Raw genomic sequence first — 20,315 nt, forward strand, 5'->3', positions numbered from 1 at the left:
AGCATATGGAACTCGGAACGGGGGGCACAACCGTCGTTCCGAGGGGCGGGCGCCGCCCGCCCGCCCGCCGCCCGCCCGAGCCCCACGAGGCCCGGTCGTCCACGTACGTGGACAAGTGGTCCAGATCGTCCAGAATGGTGGACCAGTTTCTTGACTCTGTGTGATGACGGTCATACGTTCGGCCCACGAGTGCCGGCGACAGCCACGCCCTCGAGTCATCCGAGCCAAGCCGAGGGATCCCGAGATGAAGCTTCGCCCTTCTCTTCGCGCGCGAGCCTCACGCGTGAAGTCCATGCCCACGTCGTTCGCTCCCGCGGTGGCGCTCGCGGCCGCCCTGGCGGTCGCCGGCGGCGTGGCGCCGCCCGTCTCCGCCGCGCCGGTCGCTGCCGCCGCGCCCGCGGACGACGGCGTCCTCCGGGTGCTGCTCTTCTACAAGACCGGCTACCACGCCTCATGGGACGAGGGCGTCCAGGCCATCCGCGACCTCGCGGCCGACCTGGGCGAGGAGTACGACCAGGAGGTGCAGATCCAGGCGACGGAGGACCCCGCGGCGTTCAACACCGCCAACCTCGCCGCCGTCGACACCGTCTCGTTCATGCAGACCGGCGGCGTGCTGTTCAACCTGGAGCAGCGTGCCGCGCTGGAGGAGTACATCCGCGGCGGCGGTGGCTTCACCGGCATGCACTACACCGGCTGGTCGGTGGGGCAGAGCGAGCACGACGTCAACCCGTTCTACCTCCGCCTGGTGGGCGCCATGTCCGAGGGACACCCGGAGGACCCCGGCGTGCGGCCGGGTGACGTCGTCGTCGAGGACGAGGAGCACCCGCTCACCGAGGGCCTGCCGAGCAGGGTCAACCGCCAGGACGAGTGGTACGACTGGACGGTCAACCCGGCGCCGCACGTGCGCACCCTGGTCGAGGCCGACGAGTTCTCCTACGGCATGGGTCGCCAGGGCACCACCCACCCGATCACCTGGTGCCAGGAGATCGACGACGGCCGCTCGTGGTACTCCGGGCTCGGCCACACCGAGACGTCCTACGCCGAGCCCTACATCCGCACGCAGATGAAGCACGGCCTCGCCTACGCCGCGGGCCTGCTCGAGGCCGACTGCTCGCCGCCGGTCAAGGACGAGGAGGGCTCGTGGAGCGGCGTCGTGCCGTGGCCCCTGATGCCCATCAACATGGCGCTGACCACGGACGGCAAGGTGCAGTCCTTCGGCAGCAAGGGCGGCCAGGGCGGCCCGGGCGCGTTCGACTGGACCGGCGACGAGTCGATCTACCAGGGCGGCCAGGTCGAGATCGACATCTGGGACCCGGCCGAGCCGAGGAGCATGGACATGACCCGCGCCGAGCTGCGCGCCGGGATCATCGAGAACGCCACCTACACCGACCTGTTCTGCTCCATGCAGGTGCAGAGCCCTCACACCAAGAAGGTGCTGACCGTCGGCGGCGACGACGGCCTCGGCGAGAACGCGCCCAACGACGCGTCGATGGGCGTCACCAGCTACGACACCAACAACGGCCTGCAGAACGAGGCCCCGATGCACTACGCCCGGTGGTACCCCACCGGCACGACCATGCCCGACGGCTCCGTCGTCGTCCAGGGCGGCAGCCTGAGCGGCGGCCCCGGCGGTCCGGGTGTCCTGACCCCCGAGGTCTACACCCCCGACGAGGGCGCCAGCTGGAGGCTGCTGACCGGCGCCAAGAGCGAGGCGGCCTACGGCAGGCACCAGAACCGCTGGTGGTACCCCCGGGCCTTCGTGACCCCCGGCAAGGGCACGCTGTTCAACATCACCGGCACCCAGATGTACGAGCTCGACCCCGACGGCAATGACGGCACCGGCGAGCTGACGCTGATCAGCGAGCTCCCGGCGAACATCGCCAACCAGGGCGCCCAGGGCAACCCCGTCGGCGCCACGTCGACGGCCGCGATGTACCGACCCGGCAAGATCCTGCAGGTCGGTGGCGGCTGGTGGGCCAACGGCGGCGGCCCCGACGGGGCCCGTGCCGGCTTCACCGTCGACCTGACCACTCCCGGCGGCACCGCCAACCCGGTCATCGAGCCGACCGAGCCGATGAAGTACCAGCGGCACTGGGCCAACTCGACGATCCTGCCCGACGGCGACGTCCTGGTCACCGGCGGCAGCCGCCAGAACGCCGAGAACGGCGGCTACGTCACCAACGCCGAGATCTGGAACCCCGACACCGGGAAGTGGACCACGATCGAGGTGCCCTACGAGCACGCGCGCCTCTACCACTCCGCGGCGCTGCTCCTTCCTGACGGCCGCGTCATGATCGGTGGCGGTGGCGCCCCGGGTCCGCGCAACTACACGGACGTGGAGTACTACTCCCCGGCCTACCTGTTCGACGGCGACGAGCTCGCCGAGCGCCCGGAGATCACCGAGGCCCCCCAGGAGATCGGCTACGACGGCACGTTCCAGATCGAGGCGTCCACGCCGGTCTCGCGGGTGACCCTGGTCCGCAACGGGTCGGTGACCCACAGCTTCAACAACGACCAGAACTTCCAGGACCTCGACTTCGTCCAGGGCCCCGACGGGATCACCGTCACCTCGCCCGTGGACGCCACCTACGCCCCTCCGGGCGCCTACATGCTGTTCGTCTTCGACGAGGACGGCACCCCGTCGGTCGCCTCGATCCTCGACATCGACCCCACGGTCACGATGGACCAGCGCACCCCGCAGGTCGTCGAGATGTTCGAGTACCCCCGCTTCCCGGGCAACGCCGGCGCGATCGCCGACATCGCCCCCGACAGCGGCCGGATGGCTCCGTGGAACGTCGACAGCCAGGTCCAGCTGGTTCCCGCCCAGCACGCCAGCCAGGGCGCACTCGGCAAGGTGGGCTACAGCCTGGCCCTCGGCCAGTCGGGCGCGCTGTCGCGGGTCGTCCCGGGTCTCGACCCGGGCCGCGACTACCGCATCCACCTGCGCTACGCCCGCGACAGCAGGTCTGCCGCACCGGCCGGTCCCGCCAACGCGCGGGTGGCCATCGGCTCGCTCGACCACACGCTGACGGCCGGCACCGACCTGCCCTCGCAGGGCAACGGGCAGGAGGTCGTCTACGGCACCTGGGTGAGCAGCTTCACCGCGAGCAGGCGCAACGAGACGCTCCGCCTCGAGGCGGGTGACGGCGACGCCGGGATGATGATCGACAACCTCGTCATCACCGCGGTCGACCCCGGCACCGGTGACGTCGCGGTCCACTACGAGTTCGAGGAGCAGGAGGGTCGCACGGCGGCCAACACCGGCACCGACAGGTCCGTCGGGTCGGCCGAGCTGACCGGCGAGACCGGGTGGGCGGCCGACGGCGTCATCGGTGGCGCCCTCGACCTGCCGGGCGGTCCCAACGCCAACACCGCCGACCTGCCCGACAACCTGCTGCGAGGTGCGGACGACTTCACCACCTCGTTCTGGGTGCGCCCCGACACGATGGGCGACTGGATCAACCTGTTCCACATCGGTGACGGGCTCGGCGACGCCGGCAGCTTCTTCCAGATCCAGATGCGCACCAGCGGCGGCGACCGTGGCCTGGCGGCCACCTTCAAGGCCAAGGGCTCGAACCTCCAGGAGCGCGTCCAGGCGCCCGACGAGGTCGACGTGGTGCAGGGACAGTGGAACCACGTCGTCTTCACCCGCAAGGGCGCGACGGGCACGCTCTACCTCAACGGCGAGGTCGTCGCCGCGGAGGACGACCTCACCATCGACATGGGCGACGTCGGGCCCACGGCCAACAACTGGCTGGGGCGCAACGGCTACGTCGACGACCCGTCGTTCGACGGGCTGATGGACGACGTGCGGCTCTACGAGTCCACGCTGACCCAGGCCGACGTCACGTCGCTCCACGAGGAGGGCACCGCCCTCGAGACCACGACCACGCTCACGGTCACGCCCGAGTCGCCCTCCCCGTTCAACGAGCCGCTCACGGTCTCCGCGACGGTGACCGACGAGGTCCCGGGCGACCCCGAGGGCGAGGCCGAGCTCTGGGTCGACGGTGGCCGGATCGGCGTGCCGGTCGACGTCGTCGACGGTGCGGTGGCGTTCTTGCCCCTCACGCTGGGCCAGGGACAGCACGAGATCGAGGTGCGCTTCGTGGCCGGGGAGGGCTGGCGCGACTCGCAGGCCTCCACCACCCACATCGTGTCCCGGCCGCCGCCGTCCGCGGGGATCCCCGTCCACTACAGGTTCGACGAGGGACAGGGCACGTCCGTGCACAACTCCGGGATCGACGCGTCCGTCGGAGCGGCGACGCTCGTGCAGGGTGCTGGCTGGGGGACCGGGCAGTGCGCCGGTGCGGTGTCGCTCAACGGCACCGGTCACGTCAACCTGCCCAACAACATCACGGCCGGCATGGATGCGGAGTTCTCGTTGTCCACGTGGATCCGACCCACCGACCTGCCCGACTGGACCACCCACGTCCAGATCGGCAAGGGCACCCAGGAGTACCTGCTGATCCAGTCCTCGACCTTCGGTGGCGACCGCGGGTTCGCGGCCACGCTGCGCGTCGACAACGGGACCGACCACCGCATCCAGCTGCCCGGTGAGGGGGATCTTCCCCTCAACGAGTGGACGCACGTGGTGGTCACCCTCGGGCCCTCCGCGGACGGACCCGGCACGGTCGGACGGATCTACTTCGACGGCGAGCTGATGGCGCAGAACACCATCCCGGTGGACATGGGTGACGTCGGGGAGGATGGCACGACCGCCAACTTCATCGGCAACACCAGCTATCCCGACCCGAAGCCGACCGAGCTGGTCGACGACTTCCGGATCTACGGCTACGAGCTCGACGCCGACCAGGTCGCCGAGGTCGCCACCTGCCCGCCGCCCAACCGGGCGCCGGTCGGTGGCGCGGACGCCTACGGCACCGACGAGGGCACCCCCCTCACCGTCGCCGCGCCCGGCGTGCTGGGCAACGACACCGACGCGGACGAGGACAGCCTCATCGCGACGGGTCTCACCCAGCCGACCGACGGCACGGTGGTGCTGGGCGCCGACGGGTCGTTCACCTACACCCCGCGGGCCGGGTTCTCGGGCACCGACACCTTCACCTATCGGGTCAGTGACCGGATCGCGTCGTCGGCGGCGACGACGGTGACCATCACGGTGCGGAAGGCCGAGGTGCCGCCGGTCAACAGGGCTCCGGTCGGGCAACCCGACGCGTTCAACGCGGTCGAGGGCGCACCGCTGGTGCTCCCGGCGCCCGGCGTGCTGGGCAACGACACCGACGCCGACGGCGACAGCCTGAGCGCGACGGGTCTCACCCAGCCGGCCAACGGCACGGTGGTGCTGGGTGCCGACGGGTCGTTCACCTACACCCCGCGGGCCGCGTACTCCGGCACCGACACCTTCACCTACCGGGCCAGCGACGGCACCGCCACCTCGGCGGCGACGACGGTGACCATCACGGTGAAGAAGGCGGCGGGCGGCGGACCGGGCCAGCCCGGTGACGGTCCGGCCACCACGGCGGTCGCGGGTGCGGCGCTGCCGGTGACCTACGGCGCAAGCGGCTCGGTGTCGGTCACGGTCTCTCCGGAGACCGCGTCCGGGACGGTCGAGCTGCGCAAGGACGGAGCCCTGGTCGCGACCGCTGCGGTCGCGGGTGGTCGTGGCACCGTGGTGCTGCCGCCGCGGTCCCTGCCGGTCGGCCAGCACGTGCTGACGCTGCGCTACGCCGGCAACGCCAGCCACCGTGCGTCGTCCGCGGACGTCACCGTCGTCGTCGACCCCGGGCCGACCCGCAAGGCGAGGTCGCGGACCGTCGTGACGATCAAGCCCGAGGTGCTCACCTGGAAGCGCGACTTCAGGGTGGTCGCCAAGGTCGCGTCGCTGCGGGGCGTGCCGGCGAGGGGCAAGGTGCAGATCCGCATCGACGGACGCCTGGTCACGGTGGCCAGGCTCGACAAGAAGGGTCGCTACGTCCTCAAGGTCGAGCGCAACCTCAAGGTCGGCAGGCACTGGGTGTCGGTCACCTACCGGGGCAACGCGAGCACCTCGGGGAGCCAGGTCCGGGAGTGGTTCTGGGTCCGCTGACCTGAGCCGCACCCGGTGCGAGACGCGAACGGCCCCCGCGGGACTCCGCGGGGGCCGTTCCGTCACGGGGTGTCCACAAGTGTGGACGCACGCAAGGATCCGTTCACATGGTAGGACGAGGTTCTTGACCGTGTGCCACGCGTCGCCCTAGCGTCGTGTGATGCTCACCTCACGTCGGGCCCTGCGGGCCGCTGTGACGACTGCCGTGACCGCCGTTCTCGTGCTCTCCGGCCTCGTGGCGGCCGGCGCGCTCCCGGGCTCGCCCGCGCCGGCTGCCGGCCAGGCGGCGCGCACCTGGGTCGTGGACGCGGTCGACGACGCCGACGGCAACAGCTGGCGCTCACGCGACACCGGCACGTCGCGGGTCACGATCGCGGTCGGCGACACGGTCGAGTGGCGCTTCGAGTGGCCGACGGCCCGCCAGGAGCACGACCTGACGTCGGTGGACACGCCCGCCGGCACCTGGGTGCCCCCGGTGCAGGAGTACCGCACGCCCGACGACCCGGACGGCCCGGTCCGGCACACGTTCACCGCGCCCGGCACCTACTCCTACACCTGCTCCATCCACGGCACGATGATGACCGGCACGGTCGTGGTGACCGAGTCCGGGGAGCCCGGGGGCGAGGCGCCGACGGTCGACGCGAGCGCGACCCCGACGACCGGGCCGGCGCCGCTCGACGTCTCCTTCAGCGGCTCGGCCCAGCACGCCGGCGACGGCGAGCTGACCTACGTGTGGGACTTCGGGGACGGCGCGACCGGCGCCGGTGCCGAGCACCAGCACTCCTACGCCTCGCCCGGGCGCTACACCGCGACGCTCGCCGCCACCGACGCCGACGGAGTCACCGGGACCGACACCGTCGACATCACCGTGACCGACGCCCACGCCCACCACGAGCTGCCGCACGTCTCCGCGACGGCGACGCCGGCCTCGGGGACGGCGCCCCTCGCGGTGGCGTTCTCCGCCGAGGTGAGCACCAGCGGGCCGTTCCGGGCATTCGCCCACGGGCTCACGGCCCACCCCGAGCTCACCGGCACCGCCACGATGGTGCGCCGGCGCGGTGCCACCCACGCCTCCCTCGACGTGAGCGGACTCAAGGCCCGCGCCATGCACATGGTGCACGTGCACGAGGAGGCCTGCTCGTCCAACAACGCCGGCGCACACTTCCGGTTCGACGAGGCGCTGCCGTTCGAGGAGGCCAACGAGATCTGGCTTCCCTTCACCTCCGACGCCCACGGACGCAGCGGGCTGGTCGAGGTCGTCCAGCCCCAGCGAGCCGACGAGCAGGCGGTCTCGGTCGTCATCCACGACCCCGACAACCCCGCGCTCCGCATCGGCTGCGTCGACCTGGCGCCCAGCGTCGCCGGACTCACCTACGCCTGGGACTTCGGCGACGGCAGCACCGGCCGCGGCACCGACCCGCACCACGTCTACACCGCCAGCGGCACCCACACCGCGAAGCTGACGGTCGCCGACGGTCACGGCAACACCGACATCGCGACCGTGGCCGTGGCCGTGGCCGCGCCCCCCGGGCCGACCCCGGTCGACACCGCGGCCCCCGACACCGCCGTGAGCGGCGGGCCCGAGGGCGTGGTCCGTGCCCGGCGGGCGACCTTCACGCTGACCAGCACCGAGGCCGGCAGCACCTTCACGTGCAGCCTCGACGGCGCCGCGTGGCAGGCCTGCCCCGCGACGGCGCGCTTCACCGGCCTCGACCAGGGCCGGCACCGGCTGCTGGTGCGGGCGAGCGACGCGGCCGGCAACGCCGACGCCACCCCGGCCTCGCACGAGTGGGCCGTCGACCGCACCGCCCCGGTCGTCCGCGCCGTGCGGCCGTCGGTGACCACCGACCGCACCCCCACGCTGCGGGCCAGGGTCCGCGACGCCCACTCGTCCGTACGACGCGTCGTGCTGCAGGTCGACGGCGCCCGGGTCGCGCCGGTGCGCCACGTCGCCCGGCGCGGGCAGGTGCGGTGGACGCCGCGCCGCCCGCTCGCCCTCGGCCGGCACACCGCGCGACTCGTCGTCGTGGACGCCGCCGGCAACCGGCAGGCCGCGACCTGGACGTTCCGCGTCCGCCGATGAGGCGCGGCATCCCCGCGGACGCCGATCCCCAGTACGTTCGAGGTGGCGAGGTCGCGACGCGGCTCGACGATGGTGAGGGGACGCTGATGGTGCGGCTCGGACTGGCACTGGTCACCGTGCTCGCGGTGGCCGGGTGCGGCGCCGACGAGCTGTCGATGACCGAGGCGTGCGCGGAGGTGCGCGAGCCCGTGGAGGACGCGATGACCGCGGGTGACGTGGGGCGGGCCGCCAGCGTGCTCCGCGACGTCGCCGAGCGCGGCGACGCGAAGGTCGAGCGGGTCTTCGGCGACGCTGCCGACGCCGCCGACCACGTCGCGGAGCACGGCAACGAGGACGGCGCCCCCGCGTGGGTCACCGTGGCCTTCGGACACCTCGACGAGGCGTGCGGGGTCAACCCGGGAGACTGACCGCCCGCTGGGCGAGCGCCTCGAGGTGCAGGTCCAGCACCGCCTGCATCCCCGACACGGAGGCGGCGTCGGGTCGCAGCGCGGCGTGCACCGCGAGCCCGTCGACGAGCGCGAAGAGCCTCTCGGCCTCGAGGTCGACGACCTCCGGCGAGGCGTCCGACAGCAGTGCGCCCGCCCACCGGTGGCACGCCGCCCGCAGCCGGTCGAAGGCGTCGTCGCGCAGCGCCCGCAGGTCGTCGTCGACCATCGCCCTGACCGAGAACGCCAGCCACACCTCGTTCTCGACCGCCCGCTCCGGATCGAGCGGCAACAGCTGGGCCAGCGCGGTCTTCGCGGCCGCGAGGCGGTCGTCGGGCAGGTCGAGCGCGGCCACGCGGGCCTCCAGCCGCTCGATGACCAGGTGCATCGCGAACCGCAGGAGGTCGGACTGGCTGGCGAAGTAGTGGCGCAGTGACCCGGTCGACAGCCCGGCCTCGCGCGCCACGTTGCGGACCGAGGCCTGCTCCACCCCCTCATCGCGGACGACCCGCCACACCGCCGCGGCGAGCTGGCGGCGGCGCTCCTCACGATCGACGGCTCGGGGCACGACTCTGTGTATCACACCTGTGCTAGCGTGCGTTCTATCACAGTCGTAATAGAACGGGGGGTCGGCGATGAGTCTCGACACGAGACCTGACACCGGGACGGCCGCGCCGCGGGGGCGTCGGGCACTGGCGACGGTGGTCGCCCTGTGGCTCGCGGCCAACGTGTACGTCTGGCTCGCCGCGCCGGGGTCGCTGCCGTTCGACTGGCCCGCGCGCGCCGGGCTGAGCACCGGCGACGTCCTCCTCGAGACCAACGTGGGCCTGCTCCAGGTGCTGGTGCTGATGCTCGTGGTGAGGTGGCTGACCCGCCGTCGCACCGACCCCGGGGTCGCCGCGCGCGCGCCGGAGCGCAGGCAGGCGTGGCGGGAGACCCTCGGCCTGCTCGGTTACGCCGCGTGCGGGCTGGCGGGGGGCCACCTCCTGGCGAACGCGATGGGGTGGAGCCCGTTCGGGCTGCACCTCGCGGGGACCCTGTTCGGCACGCACGCGCACGTGGAGCCGCTCGAGGCGCTGGCGTGGGCGGCCTACAACCTCGTGGTCTACGCGATCGTCCCGCTCGCCTGGTTCGGCCGGCGCTACAGCGCCACCTCGCTCGGCCTGAGGTCGTCGGACCGTCGCAACGACCTGCTCGTGGTGGCCGTCGTCCTCGCCCTCGAGACCTGCTCCCAGGTCCTCGTGCTCCGGCCGGACAGCCTCGACCTCCCGGCGGGCGTCCTGGTGCGGGGAGCCGCCCTGACGTTCGTGCTCTACCTGCTCGGCACCGGGCTGCCGGCGATGGTGTTCCTCTACGCGATCCTGGTCCCGCGTTTCCTCCGCCTCACCGGGTCGGTGACCGCGACGGTGCTGTGCGGCGGCCTCACCTATGCGGCGCTGCACGTGTGGGACGCCTGGGCGGTCCTGGACTCGCCGCGGTCCGCCCTGCTCTCCCTGGTCTTCGTGGTGCTCACCTACCTGGCGCCCGGGATGTTCAAGACCTACCTCACGGTGCGCACCGGCAACGCGTGGGTCCACCTGTGGGCCTACCACGCGTTCGCCCCGCACACGCTGGTCGACACCCCCCACGTCGTGCATGTCTTCCGGCTGTCCTGATCGGTGCGCCGGCTCCCTCCGACGCACCAGGGCTGGCCGCAGTGGGCCTCGCGGGTGCACGCCGAGCTCGAGGTGGCGTCGATGATGTCGCTGTCCGTCTACTCCGACGACGTCGCGGTCGGCCAGGCGATCGCCGCCCACCTGGCGCTGGTGACCGAGGCCGAGCGCCAGATCGACCAGCTCGGCCTCGGGATGCACGACCGGCTCGTCATCGGGCAGGCCCTGGGGATCCTGATGGAGCGGCTCGACGTCACCGCCGACCAGAAGGTCGTCGACGTGGCGGCAGGCATCACCCGCACCCGCAGGCTGGTCGACCTCGAGTCGTAGCGGGGGTGGACTCGCCGTTCGGTCGGCTGGTGGGCACCGACGGCCAGGGTCCGCGCCGGACGCCGCGGTGGGCGGCCGGTGCAGGGGAGCATAGGGGCCGCGCGCCGCGCTGTCCGGCGAACCGGCAAACTGTCGCGATCCTCCGGCGCGGCGCGCGGTCTGCCGTGCCCGGTTCCCGCCAGCCCCCCGGCCCGGCGGGGTCCCGGATCCAGCCCCCCATGCGGGCACGACCGTACGTCGCGACGGCGCGTGCCGCCGGGCTTTGCCCACAATCCACCCCCAGGGGGGGACTTCCGGACTGCGGGACCGGCGGGGCGCGCCCCCGGAGCCGGGGCGCGATGCCCGAGGATGGGGGCGTGAGCGACGACACGCACGACCGGGTGTTCGGCCGGATGCCCGACGGGCGCGAGGTGCGCCTGTTGACGATCGGGGCCGCGCCGGGGCCCGTGGTGGAGGTGCTCACCCTGGGTGCCACGGTCCACCGGCTGGTGGTCGGGTGCGGCGACGGCGAGCGGCGCAACGTCGTGCTCGGCCACCCCGACGTCGAGGAGCGGCTCGCGAGCAGCGACTACGTGGGGGGCACCATCGGTCGCTACGCCAACCGGATCGCCGCGGGCAGGTTCGTGCTCGACGGCCGCGAGGTCGAGGTGCGCACGCACGACCGCGGCAACAGCCTGCACGGCGGCCCCGACGGGTTCGACGTACGCCTGTGGGACGTCGAGTCGCACGACACCCACGAGGCGGTGCTCACGCTGGTGAGCCCCGACGGCGACCAGGGCTTCCCCGGGGAGGTGTCGGTGCGGGTGCGCTACCGCGTCGAGGGCGACGCGGTGCGGGTGGCGATGCACGCGACGACCGACGCCCCCACCGTCGTCAACCTGACCAACCACGCCTACGTCAACCTCGACGGCGAGGGGGCGGGGACGATCGACGGCCACGAGCTGACGGTGGAGGCCGACGCCTACACGCCGGTGGACGACAGCGGGATCCCGCTCGGCGACCACGCCCCGGTGGCCGGCACCCCGTTCGACCTGCGCCGCCCGGCGGTGCTCGGGCCGGTGCTGCGGGCCGAGCACCCCCAGATGGTCGCGACCCGCGGCCTCGACCACAACTACGTCGTGCGCGGCACCGGGCTGCGCCGGGCCGCGGTGCTCACCTCCCCGGCGACCGGCACGAGCGTCGAGGTGTGGACCGACCAGCCCGGCGTGCAGGTCTACACCGGCAACGTCCTCGACGGCACCCGCCGCTCGACCCGCGGCGGCCGCTACCGCCAGGGCGACGGCGTCGCGCTCGAGCCGCAGCTGTTCCCCGACTCGCCCAACCGGCCCGAGTGGCCGTCTGCCGTGCTGCGGCCGGGGGAGACCTACCGCGCGACGCTCGAGTGGCGCTTCGCGCCCGGCGCCTCCGCCTGAGCGCGCGGGATCGCGGACGAGCTGGTGCCGGTCGCGGAGCCGTCGGTCGCCGGCTGAGGCCCGGGACCGCTACCCGGACCGCTTCGGCTGCAGGTCGCGCAGCAGCACCTCGCGGCCCAGCCGCTGCTCGAGCTCGGCGACCTGCGCGAGGAGCAGCTCGGCCGCGGCGATCGCGTCGGTCAGGGCGTCGTGGGCGGCGTAGCGGGGGAGCCCGTAGGTGCGGCGGGCCGCGTCGAGCCGCAACGAGCCCTGCACCTCCCCGTGCACGTCGGCACGCAGCCGGTGCTCGAGGGCGAGGGTGTCCACCACGGTCAGCGGTGCCCGGGCGCCGTACGCCGCCAGCGTGGCCGCGGCGACGAACCCCACCTCGATCGGCGCGTGGTGGGCGAGCAGCACCCGGCCGTGCAGGTCGGCGAGCAGCTGCGGCAGGACGTCAGCCACCGCGGGGGCGTCGGCGAGCCCGTCGTCGGTCAGGCGGTGCCACGTGGCCGAGGCACCCACGCCCACGCCGTCGGGAGGACGTACGCGGTGCTCGCGCGCGTCGGCGAGCCGTACGCGTCCGCCCGCCAGGGGCACCCACCCGAGCGAGAGCAGGTGGTCGGTGCGCGGGTCGAGGCCGGTCGTCTCGACGTCCAGCGCGAGGAGCTCGAGCCGCGACACCGGCGTCGCGGCAGGTGGGGCGGGCGCCGCCGCGAGCTCGCGCACCGGGCCCGGCGGATAGCGATCCGGCCCGCGCGGGCGGCGGGTCAGGAGGGGACGGAGCGCCCTCACTCGAACCCCGGCGGCAGGCGGCTGGACAGGGTCTGCTGCGCGGACCGGACGATCTCGAAGGCGTCGCGCAGGTGGCGGCGCTGCCACTGCGTCAGGTCGGCGGGGCGCACGTTGTTGTCGGGCGTCTCGCCGGCCGCCACCTGCGCCGCCTGATGGTGCAGGCGCAGGTGGCTCATCAGCTCGAGCGCGTCGGCGAGCTCGGTCGCGGCGTCCCGGTCGAGGACGCCCCCCGCGACCGCGGCCTCGAGCCGGCGTCGCGTCGTGAGGGCGGGCGACCCCGCGCGGAGGGCATGGATGCGGGCCAGCTGCACGACCGCGGCGATGGGGCGCTTGATGTCGAGGGTGTCGCGGTGCTCGCCGTGGCGCTCCAGCACGAGTCCGCGGAAGAAGCCGAGCGGTGGGCGCATCGACAGCGCCTGCCGCGACAGGTGGCCGAGCAGGCGTGGGGAGGCGGTCCGCACCGACGCGCGGTGCACCTGCTCGGCGAGCCGCCGCTCGCCCGCGAGGTGGCGCATGTCGTGGAAGATCGCCGCGCGCAGCACGGCGTCGGGGTGCGGCTCGCGCGACCACCGGGTGAACTGGTCCTGCCACTGCGCGACGCTCAGCCGCCACTGGGGGTTGGTGGCCATCACCTCGCCCGGGCAGCGCGGCCAGCCGCACTCCTCGAGCGCAGCGGTGACCCGCGCGGCGAGCTCGGCGAACCAGGCGGCGCCGGCGTCGTCCGGCTCGTGGGCGAGCACGATCGCGTGGTCCTGGTCGGCGGTGAACCCCTCCTCGTCGCGGGCGGCCGAGCCGAGCACGACCCAGCTGTAGGGCACCGGCGGCGGCCCCAGCTCGTCCTCGACCAGCGCGAGCACCCGGCGTCGGACGGCGTCGCCGAGGGCGGTCGCGACGCGGCCGACGTCCGCGGCGGTGACGTCGCGCTCCACGAGCCGGCCGAGCACGGCGCGGATGCCGGGCGCCTCGGCGACGACGCCGGCGAGCGTCGTCTGCCCGCCGATCGCCGCGGCCAGGTGGACGGGGTCGGCGTTCTCGAGCCGGACCAGGTCGGTGGTGGTCACCAGGCCGATCGGCCGTCCGGCGTCGTCGGTGAGCGGGAGGTGGTGGATGTCGCGGGCGACCATCTCCAGCAGCGCCTCGAACGCCGGCGCGTCGGGGGACAGCGTGGCCGGGTCGGGGGTCATCACCGCGCGCACCGGCGTGTGGGGCGGCACGTCGGCGGCGAGCACGCGGTTGCGCAGGTCGCGGTCGGTCACGATGCCGAGCAGCTCGTCGTCCTCGACGACCAGGACGCTGGAGACCCCGGCGCGCGACATGGTGACCGCGGCGTCGCGCACCTGCGTGCCGGGAGCCGTGGTCACCGCGGGCCGGGTGACAAGGTCGCCGACGCGGGTGCCCAGCGCGGTGCTGCCCGACGTCGCCCGCCGGAGGTTGCGGATCGCCCGCGTGAGCCGCGTGTGGTGGGTGGCGGCGTAGAAGGCGGCGACGTCGGGGTGCGCGCGGCACAGCTCGTCGAACGCCGCCGGCTCCAGGACCAGCAGCAGCGTGTCCTCGACGGCGGTGCAGCGGTGGCGCGTGGGCCGGTGCTCGAGCAGCGAGCTCATCCCGAACGCCTCGCCGGTGCCGATCCGGTCGACCAGCCCGCCGGCCTCGTCGCACACCTCCACGGCGCCCGAGCGCACGACGTAGAGGCCCTCGCCCGGCTCGCCGACGTCGAGGACGACGGTGCCGCGCCTGGCGTAGCGCGCGGTGCACCGGCGGGGGAGACCGGCCAGGTCGCCCGGGGGCAGCCCGTCGAAGGGCGCGTGGCCCGCGAGGAAGTCGCGGACCTCGGCGAGCTCGACCTCCATGGCGCCCATCGTGGCACCGATCCGTCGTCGGGTGGTCCGATCGGCCGGGGTGGGTTCGCCGTGGCGGACACCTTGCGGTGGGGTCGGCCGGCGGGGTAGTCATTCGGGGGAAGGCTCGCGGCCCGCCGGGGCGCGCCTGAGCACGGAGGAGTCGCGCATGGCCACGCAGTCGACCAGCACGCCCCGATCGCCGTCACCGCCGAGCGGTCGGTCCCGGATGAGCGCGAAGGCCATCGTGGTGTGGGGCGCGGTCGCCGTCGTCGGCGCCGTCTGCTGGAGCGTCCTGGCGCTCTCCCGCGGGGAGGAGGTCTCGGCCCTCTGGATCCTCTTCGCGGCCCTGTCCTCCTACGCGATCGCCTACCGCTTCTACTCCCGCTTCATCGCCTACCGGGTGCTGGGCGTCGACGACACCCGGGCCACCCCGGCGGAGCGGCACGACAACGGCCGCGACTTCGACGTCACCGACCGGCACGTGCTCTTCGGCCACCACTTCGCCGCCATCGCCGGGGCCGGCCCGCTGGTCGGCCCGGTCCTCGCCGCCCAGATGGGCTACCTGCCCGGCACGATCTGGATCATCGTCGGGGTCATCTTCGCCGGGGCGGTGCAGGACATGGTCGTCCTCTTCTTCTCGATGCGCCGCGACGGCAAGAGCCTGGGCCAGATGGTGCGCGAGGAGATCGGCCTGGTGGGCGGCATCGCCGCGCTGATCGCGGTCTTCGCGATCATGATCATCATCCTGGCGGTGCTCGCGCTGGTGGTCGTCAACGCGCTGGCCGAGTCGCCGTGGGGCGTGTTCTCGATCGGTCTGACGATCCCGATCGCGCTGTTCATGGGCTACTACCTGCGGGTGCTGCGACCGGGCCGGGTCTCGGAGGTCACGGCGATCGGTGTCGCCCTGCTGCTCCTCGCGATCATCGGCGGCGGCTACGTCGAGCAGATGGGCCTCGAGGAGGCGCTGACGCTGTCGAAGGAGCAGCTGACGATCGGCCTGGTGGTCTACGGCTTCGTCGCCTCGATCCTGCCGGTCTGGATGCTGCTCACGCCTCGCGACTACCTGTCGACCTTCATGAAGATCGGCGTGATCGTGCTCCTCGCCATCGGCCTGGTGCTCGCCGCGCCGGTGCTGCAGCAGGAGGCGGTGACCGACTTCGCCGTCGACGGCGACGGGCCGGTGTTCGCCGGCAAGCTGTTCCCGTTCGTGTTCATCACCATCGCGTGCGGCGCCCTGTCGGGCTTCCACGCCCTCATCTCCTCGGGCACCACGCCCAAGATGGTGGCCAAGGAGAGCCAGGTCCGGATGATCGGCTACGGCGGGATGCTGATGGAGTCGTTCGTCGCGATCAGCGCCCTCATCGCCGCCTGCGTGATCGACCCCGGTCTCTACTTCGCGATGAACAGCCCGGCCGGCGCCACCGGGGCCGACCCGGCCACCGCCGCGGAGTTCGTCTCGGGTCTCGGCTTCAGCATCACCCCCGACCAGCTCACCGCGGCTGCCGCGGCGGTGGAGGAGCAGACGCTCATCTCCCGCACCGGCGGCGCACCGACGCTCGCGCTCGGCATCTCGCAGATCTTCACCGAGGCGTTCGGCGGCGGGCTCGCCGCCTTCTGGTACCACTTCGCGATCATGTTCGAGGCGCTCTTCATCCTGACCGCGGTCGACGCCGGCACGCGGGTCGGGCGCTTCATGCTCCAGGACACCGTCGGCAACCTGTGGCCGCGCTACGCCGACCTCTCCTGGAAGCCCGCCGCGTGGTCGGCGAGCGCGGTGGTGGTCGGGCTGTGGGGCTACATGCTCTACGTCGGGGTGACCGACCCGCTCGGCGGCATCAACCAGCTGTTCCCGCTCTTCGGCATCGCCAACCAGCTGCTCGCGGCCATCGCGCTGACGCTGTGCGTGACGTTGCTGATCAAGCACGGCAAGGTGAAGTGGGCCTGGGTGCCGGGGATCGGTCTGGCGTGGGACCTGGTCACGACGATGACCGCCAGCTACCAGAAGGTGTTCTCCGACAACCCGGCCATCGGCTACTTCACCCAGCGCGAGCGCTACGCGGACGCCCTCGACGCCGGCGAGCTGCTCGCCCCCGCGACCGACGTCGACCAGATGGAGCAGGTGGTCTTCAACTCCACGGTCAACGGCACGCTGCAGGCGCTCTTCGCGCTCCTGGTGATCGTGGTGGTCCTCAACGCCTTCGTCATCTGGGCCAAGGCGGTGCGCTCCGGCGGCCTGCCCACCACGGAGGTGCCGTGGCACGAGTCCCACCTGGTCCAGCCCTCCGACTTCATCGCCACCGCCGAGGAGAAGGAGGCGGTGCGCGAGTGGGAGGCCGACGGCCGCGGCGCCGAGGCGGGGAGCCACCGGTGACCCGGGTGGCGGAGGCGGCGCGCACGCTGCGGCGCTACGTCCGCGAGCTCACCGGGGAGGCCCGGTGGGACGACTACGTCGCGGAGTGCGCGGCCTTCGGCGAGCCGCCGATGTCGCGGCGCGAGTTCGAGCGGCGCCGCGACCACGAGCGCGAGCACCAGGCGGGCGGACGCTGCTGCTGAGCCCCGCGCCCGGTGCGCCGGCGTCCCACACCTGGGTCTGAGCCGGTCGGGACCTGCCGCTCCCGGGGCGGCACCTGGGGTGGAGGCCCCGGCGACGGTGGAATTCCTAGCGTCGTCGCGTGATCGACACCGGGACCCGTCTCCTCCTCGCCCTGGCCCTCGCCGCCGTCGGCGTCGCCGTCTTCGCCTGTGACTCACCGGGTGGGGGCAACGGCATCCTCCGGCCCGCCGCGCGGGCGACGCCCCCGGAGGCCGCGGCGCGCGAGCTGGGGGAAGGACTGCACGACGACGCCGCCCTCGGCCGGCTCGACCCGGCACTGCTCGAGGCGGTGATGGCGGCCGCGGAGGACGCCCGGACGACGGGGGTCGACCTGCACGTCACCAGCGGGTGGCGCAGCAGGGCCCACCAGGAGTTGCTCCTCGAAGAGGCCGTGGACAGGTACGGCTCTCTCGAGGAGGCCCGCCGCTGGGTCGCCTCGCCCGACTTCTCTGCTCACGTCACAGGGGACGCGGTCGACATCGGCCCGACCGACGGCGCGGGCTGGATGGCCGACCACGGGTCGGCGTACGGGCTCTGCCAGGCCTTCGCCAACGAGATCTGGCACTACGAGCTGCTCACCACGCCCGGCGGACGGTGCCCGGAGATGCTGCCGGACAGCAGGTCGCGAGAACGCTGATCGAGGCCGGGCAGATCCGGGACCCGGTCGCATCCGGCCCGGTTTCGGCCGGGATGTCACGATGAGGGGCATGCAGCCCGCCCGCCCGCCATCCCGTGAGCCCGCCTGGAAGGGCGCCGCGCTGCTGACCGGCGGGTTCGTCGTGCTGCTCTGGCTGCTGGAGGTCCTCGACACCGCGACGGGCCACCCCCTCGACTCCTACGGCGTCCAGCCGCGCAGCGAGGACGGCCTCGTCGGCATCCTGCTCGCCCCGACGCTGCACTTCGGCTTCGACCACCTCGTCAGCAACACGATCCCGGTGCTCGTGCTCGGCTTCCTCACCCTCGCCACCGGCGTGGCCCGCGGCATCGCGGCCACCGCGATCATCTGGGTGATCGGGGGCCTCGGCGTGTGGCTCTTCGCGCAGCCCGGCAGCGTGCACGCCGGGGCCTCCGTGCTGATCTTCGGCTGGATCGTCTACCTGATCGTGCGGGGCCTCCTCAACCGGCGCACCACCGAGATCATGATCGGCGTCGCCGTCTTCCTGCTCTACAGCGGCGCCCTGCTCGGCGTGCTCCCCGGCCAGCCCGGCGTCTCGTGGCAGGGCCACCTCTTCGGCGCCGTCGGCGGCTTCGTCGCCGCGCGGGTGCTCACCACGCGCCGGCCCCGGGAGTCGAGCCTCACCCACTACTGACCGGTGCGCCGCCGCCGGGCAGGCGGCTGGTCACGGTCATCACTCCACCCGGTCTCCCTCGTCGGGTGTGGTGTCGGTGCGCTTGAGCAGCGGCCGGGACGCGGGCCCCTCGAGGACCTCCCCGTCCGGGGTGAAGCGCGAGCCGTGCAGGGGGCAGTCCCAGGTGTCCTCGGCGTCGTTCCACTTCAGCAGTCCGCCGAGGTGGGTGCAGACGCCGACGACGCCGCACGCGCGGGCCTGCGCCGGACCGGCGGTGCCGGGGATCCGCTCGCGGGCGGTGCGCACGGCCCCGCTGACCACGGCCGCGCCGACCCCGAGGTTGATCCGGGCCACCTCGGCGGCGCTGCTGCCCGAGGACGACCTCGCGCCGAGCACCTGCGCCCACGGCGGCAGGTCGCCCAGGACGTCGGAGGAGATCGTGCGGGCGGCGACCACGGCGTTGGTCATGCCCCACTTCTCGTAGCCGGTCGCGACGTGGATCTGGTCGCCGCCCCGGCGCAGCGGGCCGACGTAGGGCACGCCGTCGGGGCTGCTGTAGTCCTGCGCCGACCAGTGGTGGGTCTCGGTGGTGCCGGGGTACCACGTCGCCGACCATGACCGGAGGGCCTCGAGGTGGGCCAGGTGGGAGTCCGTACGCCCGACGACGTGCCCCGCGCCGCCCACGACGAGCGTGCCGCCCGGGGCGTCGCGCACCGACCGGGCGTCGGAGCCCGCCGACAGGTACATGCCCTCCAGCGGCTCGGCCCCGGAGAGCGCGAGCACGTAGGAGCGCTGCGGCTCGAGCCGGGCGAAGTGCAGCCCGCGGTCGAGGATGGGCGTGCCGGTGGCGAGCACGAGGTGGTCGGCGGTCAGGGCCCTGCCGCTCTCCAGGCGGACGGTGGGCCGCCCGCCCTTCGACACCGAGCGCACCCGGTGCCCCTGGTGCAGCGTGCCCCCGTGCGCGCGCAGCTGCTCGACGAGCGCGCCGAGGACGTCCATCGCGTCGAGCTGCGCCTGCTCGCGCAGCGCCGTCGCGGCGACGTGGGGGAAGGGCACGTCCAGGGAGTCGCGCCACTCGACGGCGATCCCGAGGTCGGCGGCCGCGCGGTGCTCCTGCTCCACCGACGAGCGCTCCTGCTCGTCGGCGGCGTAGGTCACCGCGGTGCGCCGCTGGTAGGCCACGCCGTGGTCGTCGCAGAAGCGGAGCAACCACTCCATGCCCTCGCGGTTGGCGTCGACGTAGGCCGCCGCCACCTCGTCGGAGCGGTGCCGGCGGATGCGGGAGAGATGGGTGCCCTGGAGCAGCGACACCTTGCCGGTGGTGCGGCCCGTCGTGACGGCACCGACCTCGCGGGCCTCGACGCACGCCACCCGCAGCCCGGCGCGGGCCAGCAGCAGGGCGGTCGTGAGGCCGGTGAGGCCGGCACCCACCACCAGCGCGTCGAGGGTGGTGCCCGGCGGGGGCAGCGGGTCGTCGGCCACGGGCGTCGCGCGGTCGAGCCACAGCGACGTCACGACTCGTCCTCCACCGGCTCGTCGGCACCCCGCTGCGGGGAGTCCGGCCCGGAGGCGTCGGGCTCGGCGGGGTGGGCGGGCTCGTCGCTGGACTGGCGGGTGGGCTCGGCGTTGACCGGGTCGGTGTCGAGGTGGGTCTGCGGGTCGGTCCACGGCTCGTGCGACCGGTCGTCGGACGGACTCATCTGGCCTCCTGGGGTGGGGTCGGGCACGCGGTCCCGGTACCCCGCCGGCAGGTGGCTAGTCCCCCCGGCGCCGATCCGAGCGGGCACCGGCGGACGAATCCGTGCCGGGGGTGCATGAGCTCCTACCCCAGGGGGTACATCGACTGCACGCCACGGTCGTCGCGATCGCGGCG

15 protein-coding genes are annotated in these 20,315 nt (G+C 73.5%); 10 read left to right on the forward strand and 5 right to left on the reverse strand.

The window, feature by feature from the left end:
- The first annotated feature begins 292 nt into the window (after nt 1-292).
- The 3 genes from AC54T2_RS06345 to AC54T2_RS06355 all read left to right on the forward strand — a co-directional run bounded on the left by AC54T2_RS06345 (nt 293) and on the right by AC54T2_RS06355 (nt 8,536).
- Nucleotides 293-6,046 carry a ThuA domain-containing protein gene (locus AC54T2_RS06345; RefSeq protein ID WP_496666255.1) on the forward strand — a complete coding sequence of 1,918 codons (5,754 nt, stop codon included), beginning with the start codon at nt 293-295 and terminating at the stop codon, nt 6,044-6,046.
- A gap of 160 nt (nt 6,047-6,206) precedes the next feature.
- Entirely contained in the window at nt 6,207-8,129 is a 1,923-nt protein-coding gene (locus AC54T2_RS06350) for a PKD domain-containing protein (RefSeq protein ID WP_496665792.1), read from the forward strand.
- The gene (locus AC54T2_RS06355; protein ID WP_496665793.1) at nt 8,126-8,536 is read left to right on the forward strand and encodes a hypothetical protein; all 411 of its coding nucleotides are present in this window, start codon (nt 8,126-8,128) and stop codon (nt 8,534-8,536) included. Before AC54T2_RS06350 ends, AC54T2_RS06355 begins: the two co-directional genes overlap by 4 nt.
- On the opposite strand, the gene AC54T2_RS06360 is transcribed toward AC54T2_RS06355, so the two are convergent.
- Nucleotides 8,520-9,122: a TetR/AcrR family transcriptional regulator gene (locus AC54T2_RS06360; RefSeq protein ID WP_496665794.1), complete on the reverse strand. Its 603-nt coding sequence runs from the start codon at nt 9,120-9,122 to the stop codon at nt 8,520-8,522. The two genes, AC54T2_RS06355 and AC54T2_RS06360, sit on opposite strands and share 17 nt — an antisense overlap.
- 67 nt (nt 9,123-9,189) lie before the next feature.
- Between AC54T2_RS06360 and AC54T2_RS06365 the strand changes: the two genes are divergently transcribed.
- From AC54T2_RS06365 to AC54T2_RS06375, 3 genes are all read left to right on the forward strand, one after another.
- Nucleotides 9,190-10,209, forward strand: a complete 1,020-nt coding sequence (locus AC54T2_RS06365; protein WP_496665795.1) for a hypothetical protein — start codon at nt 9,190-9,192, stop codon at nt 10,207-10,209.
- A gap of 3 nt (nt 10,210-10,212) precedes the next feature.
- Nucleotides 10,213-10,536, forward strand: coding sequence for a hypothetical protein (locus tag AC54T2_RS06370; protein WP_496665796.1), 324 nt, complete (start codon nt 10,213-10,215; stop codon nt 10,534-10,536).
- A gap of 356 nt (nt 10,537-10,892) precedes the next feature.
- On the forward strand, nt 10,893-11,948 hold the full coding sequence (locus tag AC54T2_RS06375; RefSeq protein WP_206054483.1) for an aldose epimerase family protein: 1,056 nt from the start codon (nt 10,893-10,895) through the stop codon (nt 11,946-11,948).
- 69 nt (nt 11,949-12,017) lie between these two features.
- Here AC54T2_RS06375 and AC54T2_RS06380 read toward each other — a convergent pair whose 3' ends face one another.
- Both AC54T2_RS06380 and AC54T2_RS06385 read right to left on the reverse strand, forming a co-directional pair.
- Nucleotides 12,018-12,653 carry an exonuclease domain-containing protein gene (locus AC54T2_RS06380; RefSeq protein WP_206054484.1) on the reverse strand — a complete coding sequence of 212 codons (636 nt, stop codon included), beginning with the start codon at nt 12,651-12,653 and terminating at the stop codon, nt 12,018-12,020.
- 62 nt (nt 12,654-12,715) lie between these two features.
- Entirely contained in the window at nt 12,716-14,569 is a 1,854-nt protein-coding gene (locus tag AC54T2_RS06385; RefSeq protein WP_186340031.1) for a DUF294 nucleotidyltransferase-like domain-containing protein, read from the reverse strand.
- Between the two features lie 157 nt (nt 14,570-14,726).
- Here AC54T2_RS06385 and AC54T2_RS06390 point away from each other — a divergent pair, with 157 nt between their 5' ends.
- The 4 genes from AC54T2_RS06390 (at nt 14,727) to AC54T2_RS06405 (ending at nt 18,463) form a co-directional block, all read left to right on the forward strand.
- Entirely contained in the window at nt 14,727-16,931 is a 2,205-nt protein-coding gene (locus AC54T2_RS06390; RefSeq protein ID WP_496665797.1) for a carbon starvation CstA family protein, read from the forward strand.
- Nucleotides 16,928-17,113 (forward strand): YbdD/YjiX family protein, encoded by a 186-nt coding sequence (locus AC54T2_RS06395; RefSeq protein WP_186340032.1) that lies wholly within the window; start codon nt 16,928-16,930, stop codon nt 17,111-17,113. The genes AC54T2_RS06390 and AC54T2_RS06395 overlap by 4 nt, the downstream gene beginning before the upstream one ends.
- A 119-nt stretch (nt 17,114-17,232) precedes the next feature.
- Nucleotides 17,233-17,790: a M15 family metallopeptidase gene (locus AC54T2_RS06400; protein WP_496665798.1), complete on the forward strand. Its 558-nt coding sequence runs from the start codon at nt 17,233-17,235 to the stop codon at nt 17,788-17,790.
- Nucleotides 17,791-17,860: 70 nt separating this feature from the next.
- Nucleotides 17,861-18,463: a rhomboid family intramembrane serine protease gene (locus tag AC54T2_RS06405; RefSeq protein WP_206054485.1), complete on the forward strand. Its 603-nt coding sequence runs from the start codon at nt 17,861-17,863 to the stop codon at nt 18,461-18,463.
- 39 nt (nt 18,464-18,502) lie between these two features.
- Here the strand turns inward: AC54T2_RS06405 and AC54T2_RS06410 are convergent, their stop codons facing one another.
- Nucleotides 18,503-19,957, reverse strand: a complete 1,455-nt coding sequence (locus AC54T2_RS06410) for an FAD-dependent oxidoreductase (protein ID WP_496665799.1) — start codon at nt 19,955-19,957, stop codon at nt 18,503-18,505.
- Nucleotides 19,954-20,142 (reverse strand): hypothetical protein, encoded by a 189-nt coding sequence (locus AC54T2_RS06415; RefSeq protein WP_186340036.1) that lies wholly within the window; start codon nt 20,140-20,142, stop codon nt 19,954-19,956. Before AC54T2_RS06415 ends, AC54T2_RS06410 begins: the two co-directional genes overlap by 4 nt.
- Nucleotides 20,143-20,315 lie beyond the last annotated feature (173 nt).

Source organism: Nocardioides sp. Z35_8 (genome assembly GCF_059621125.1).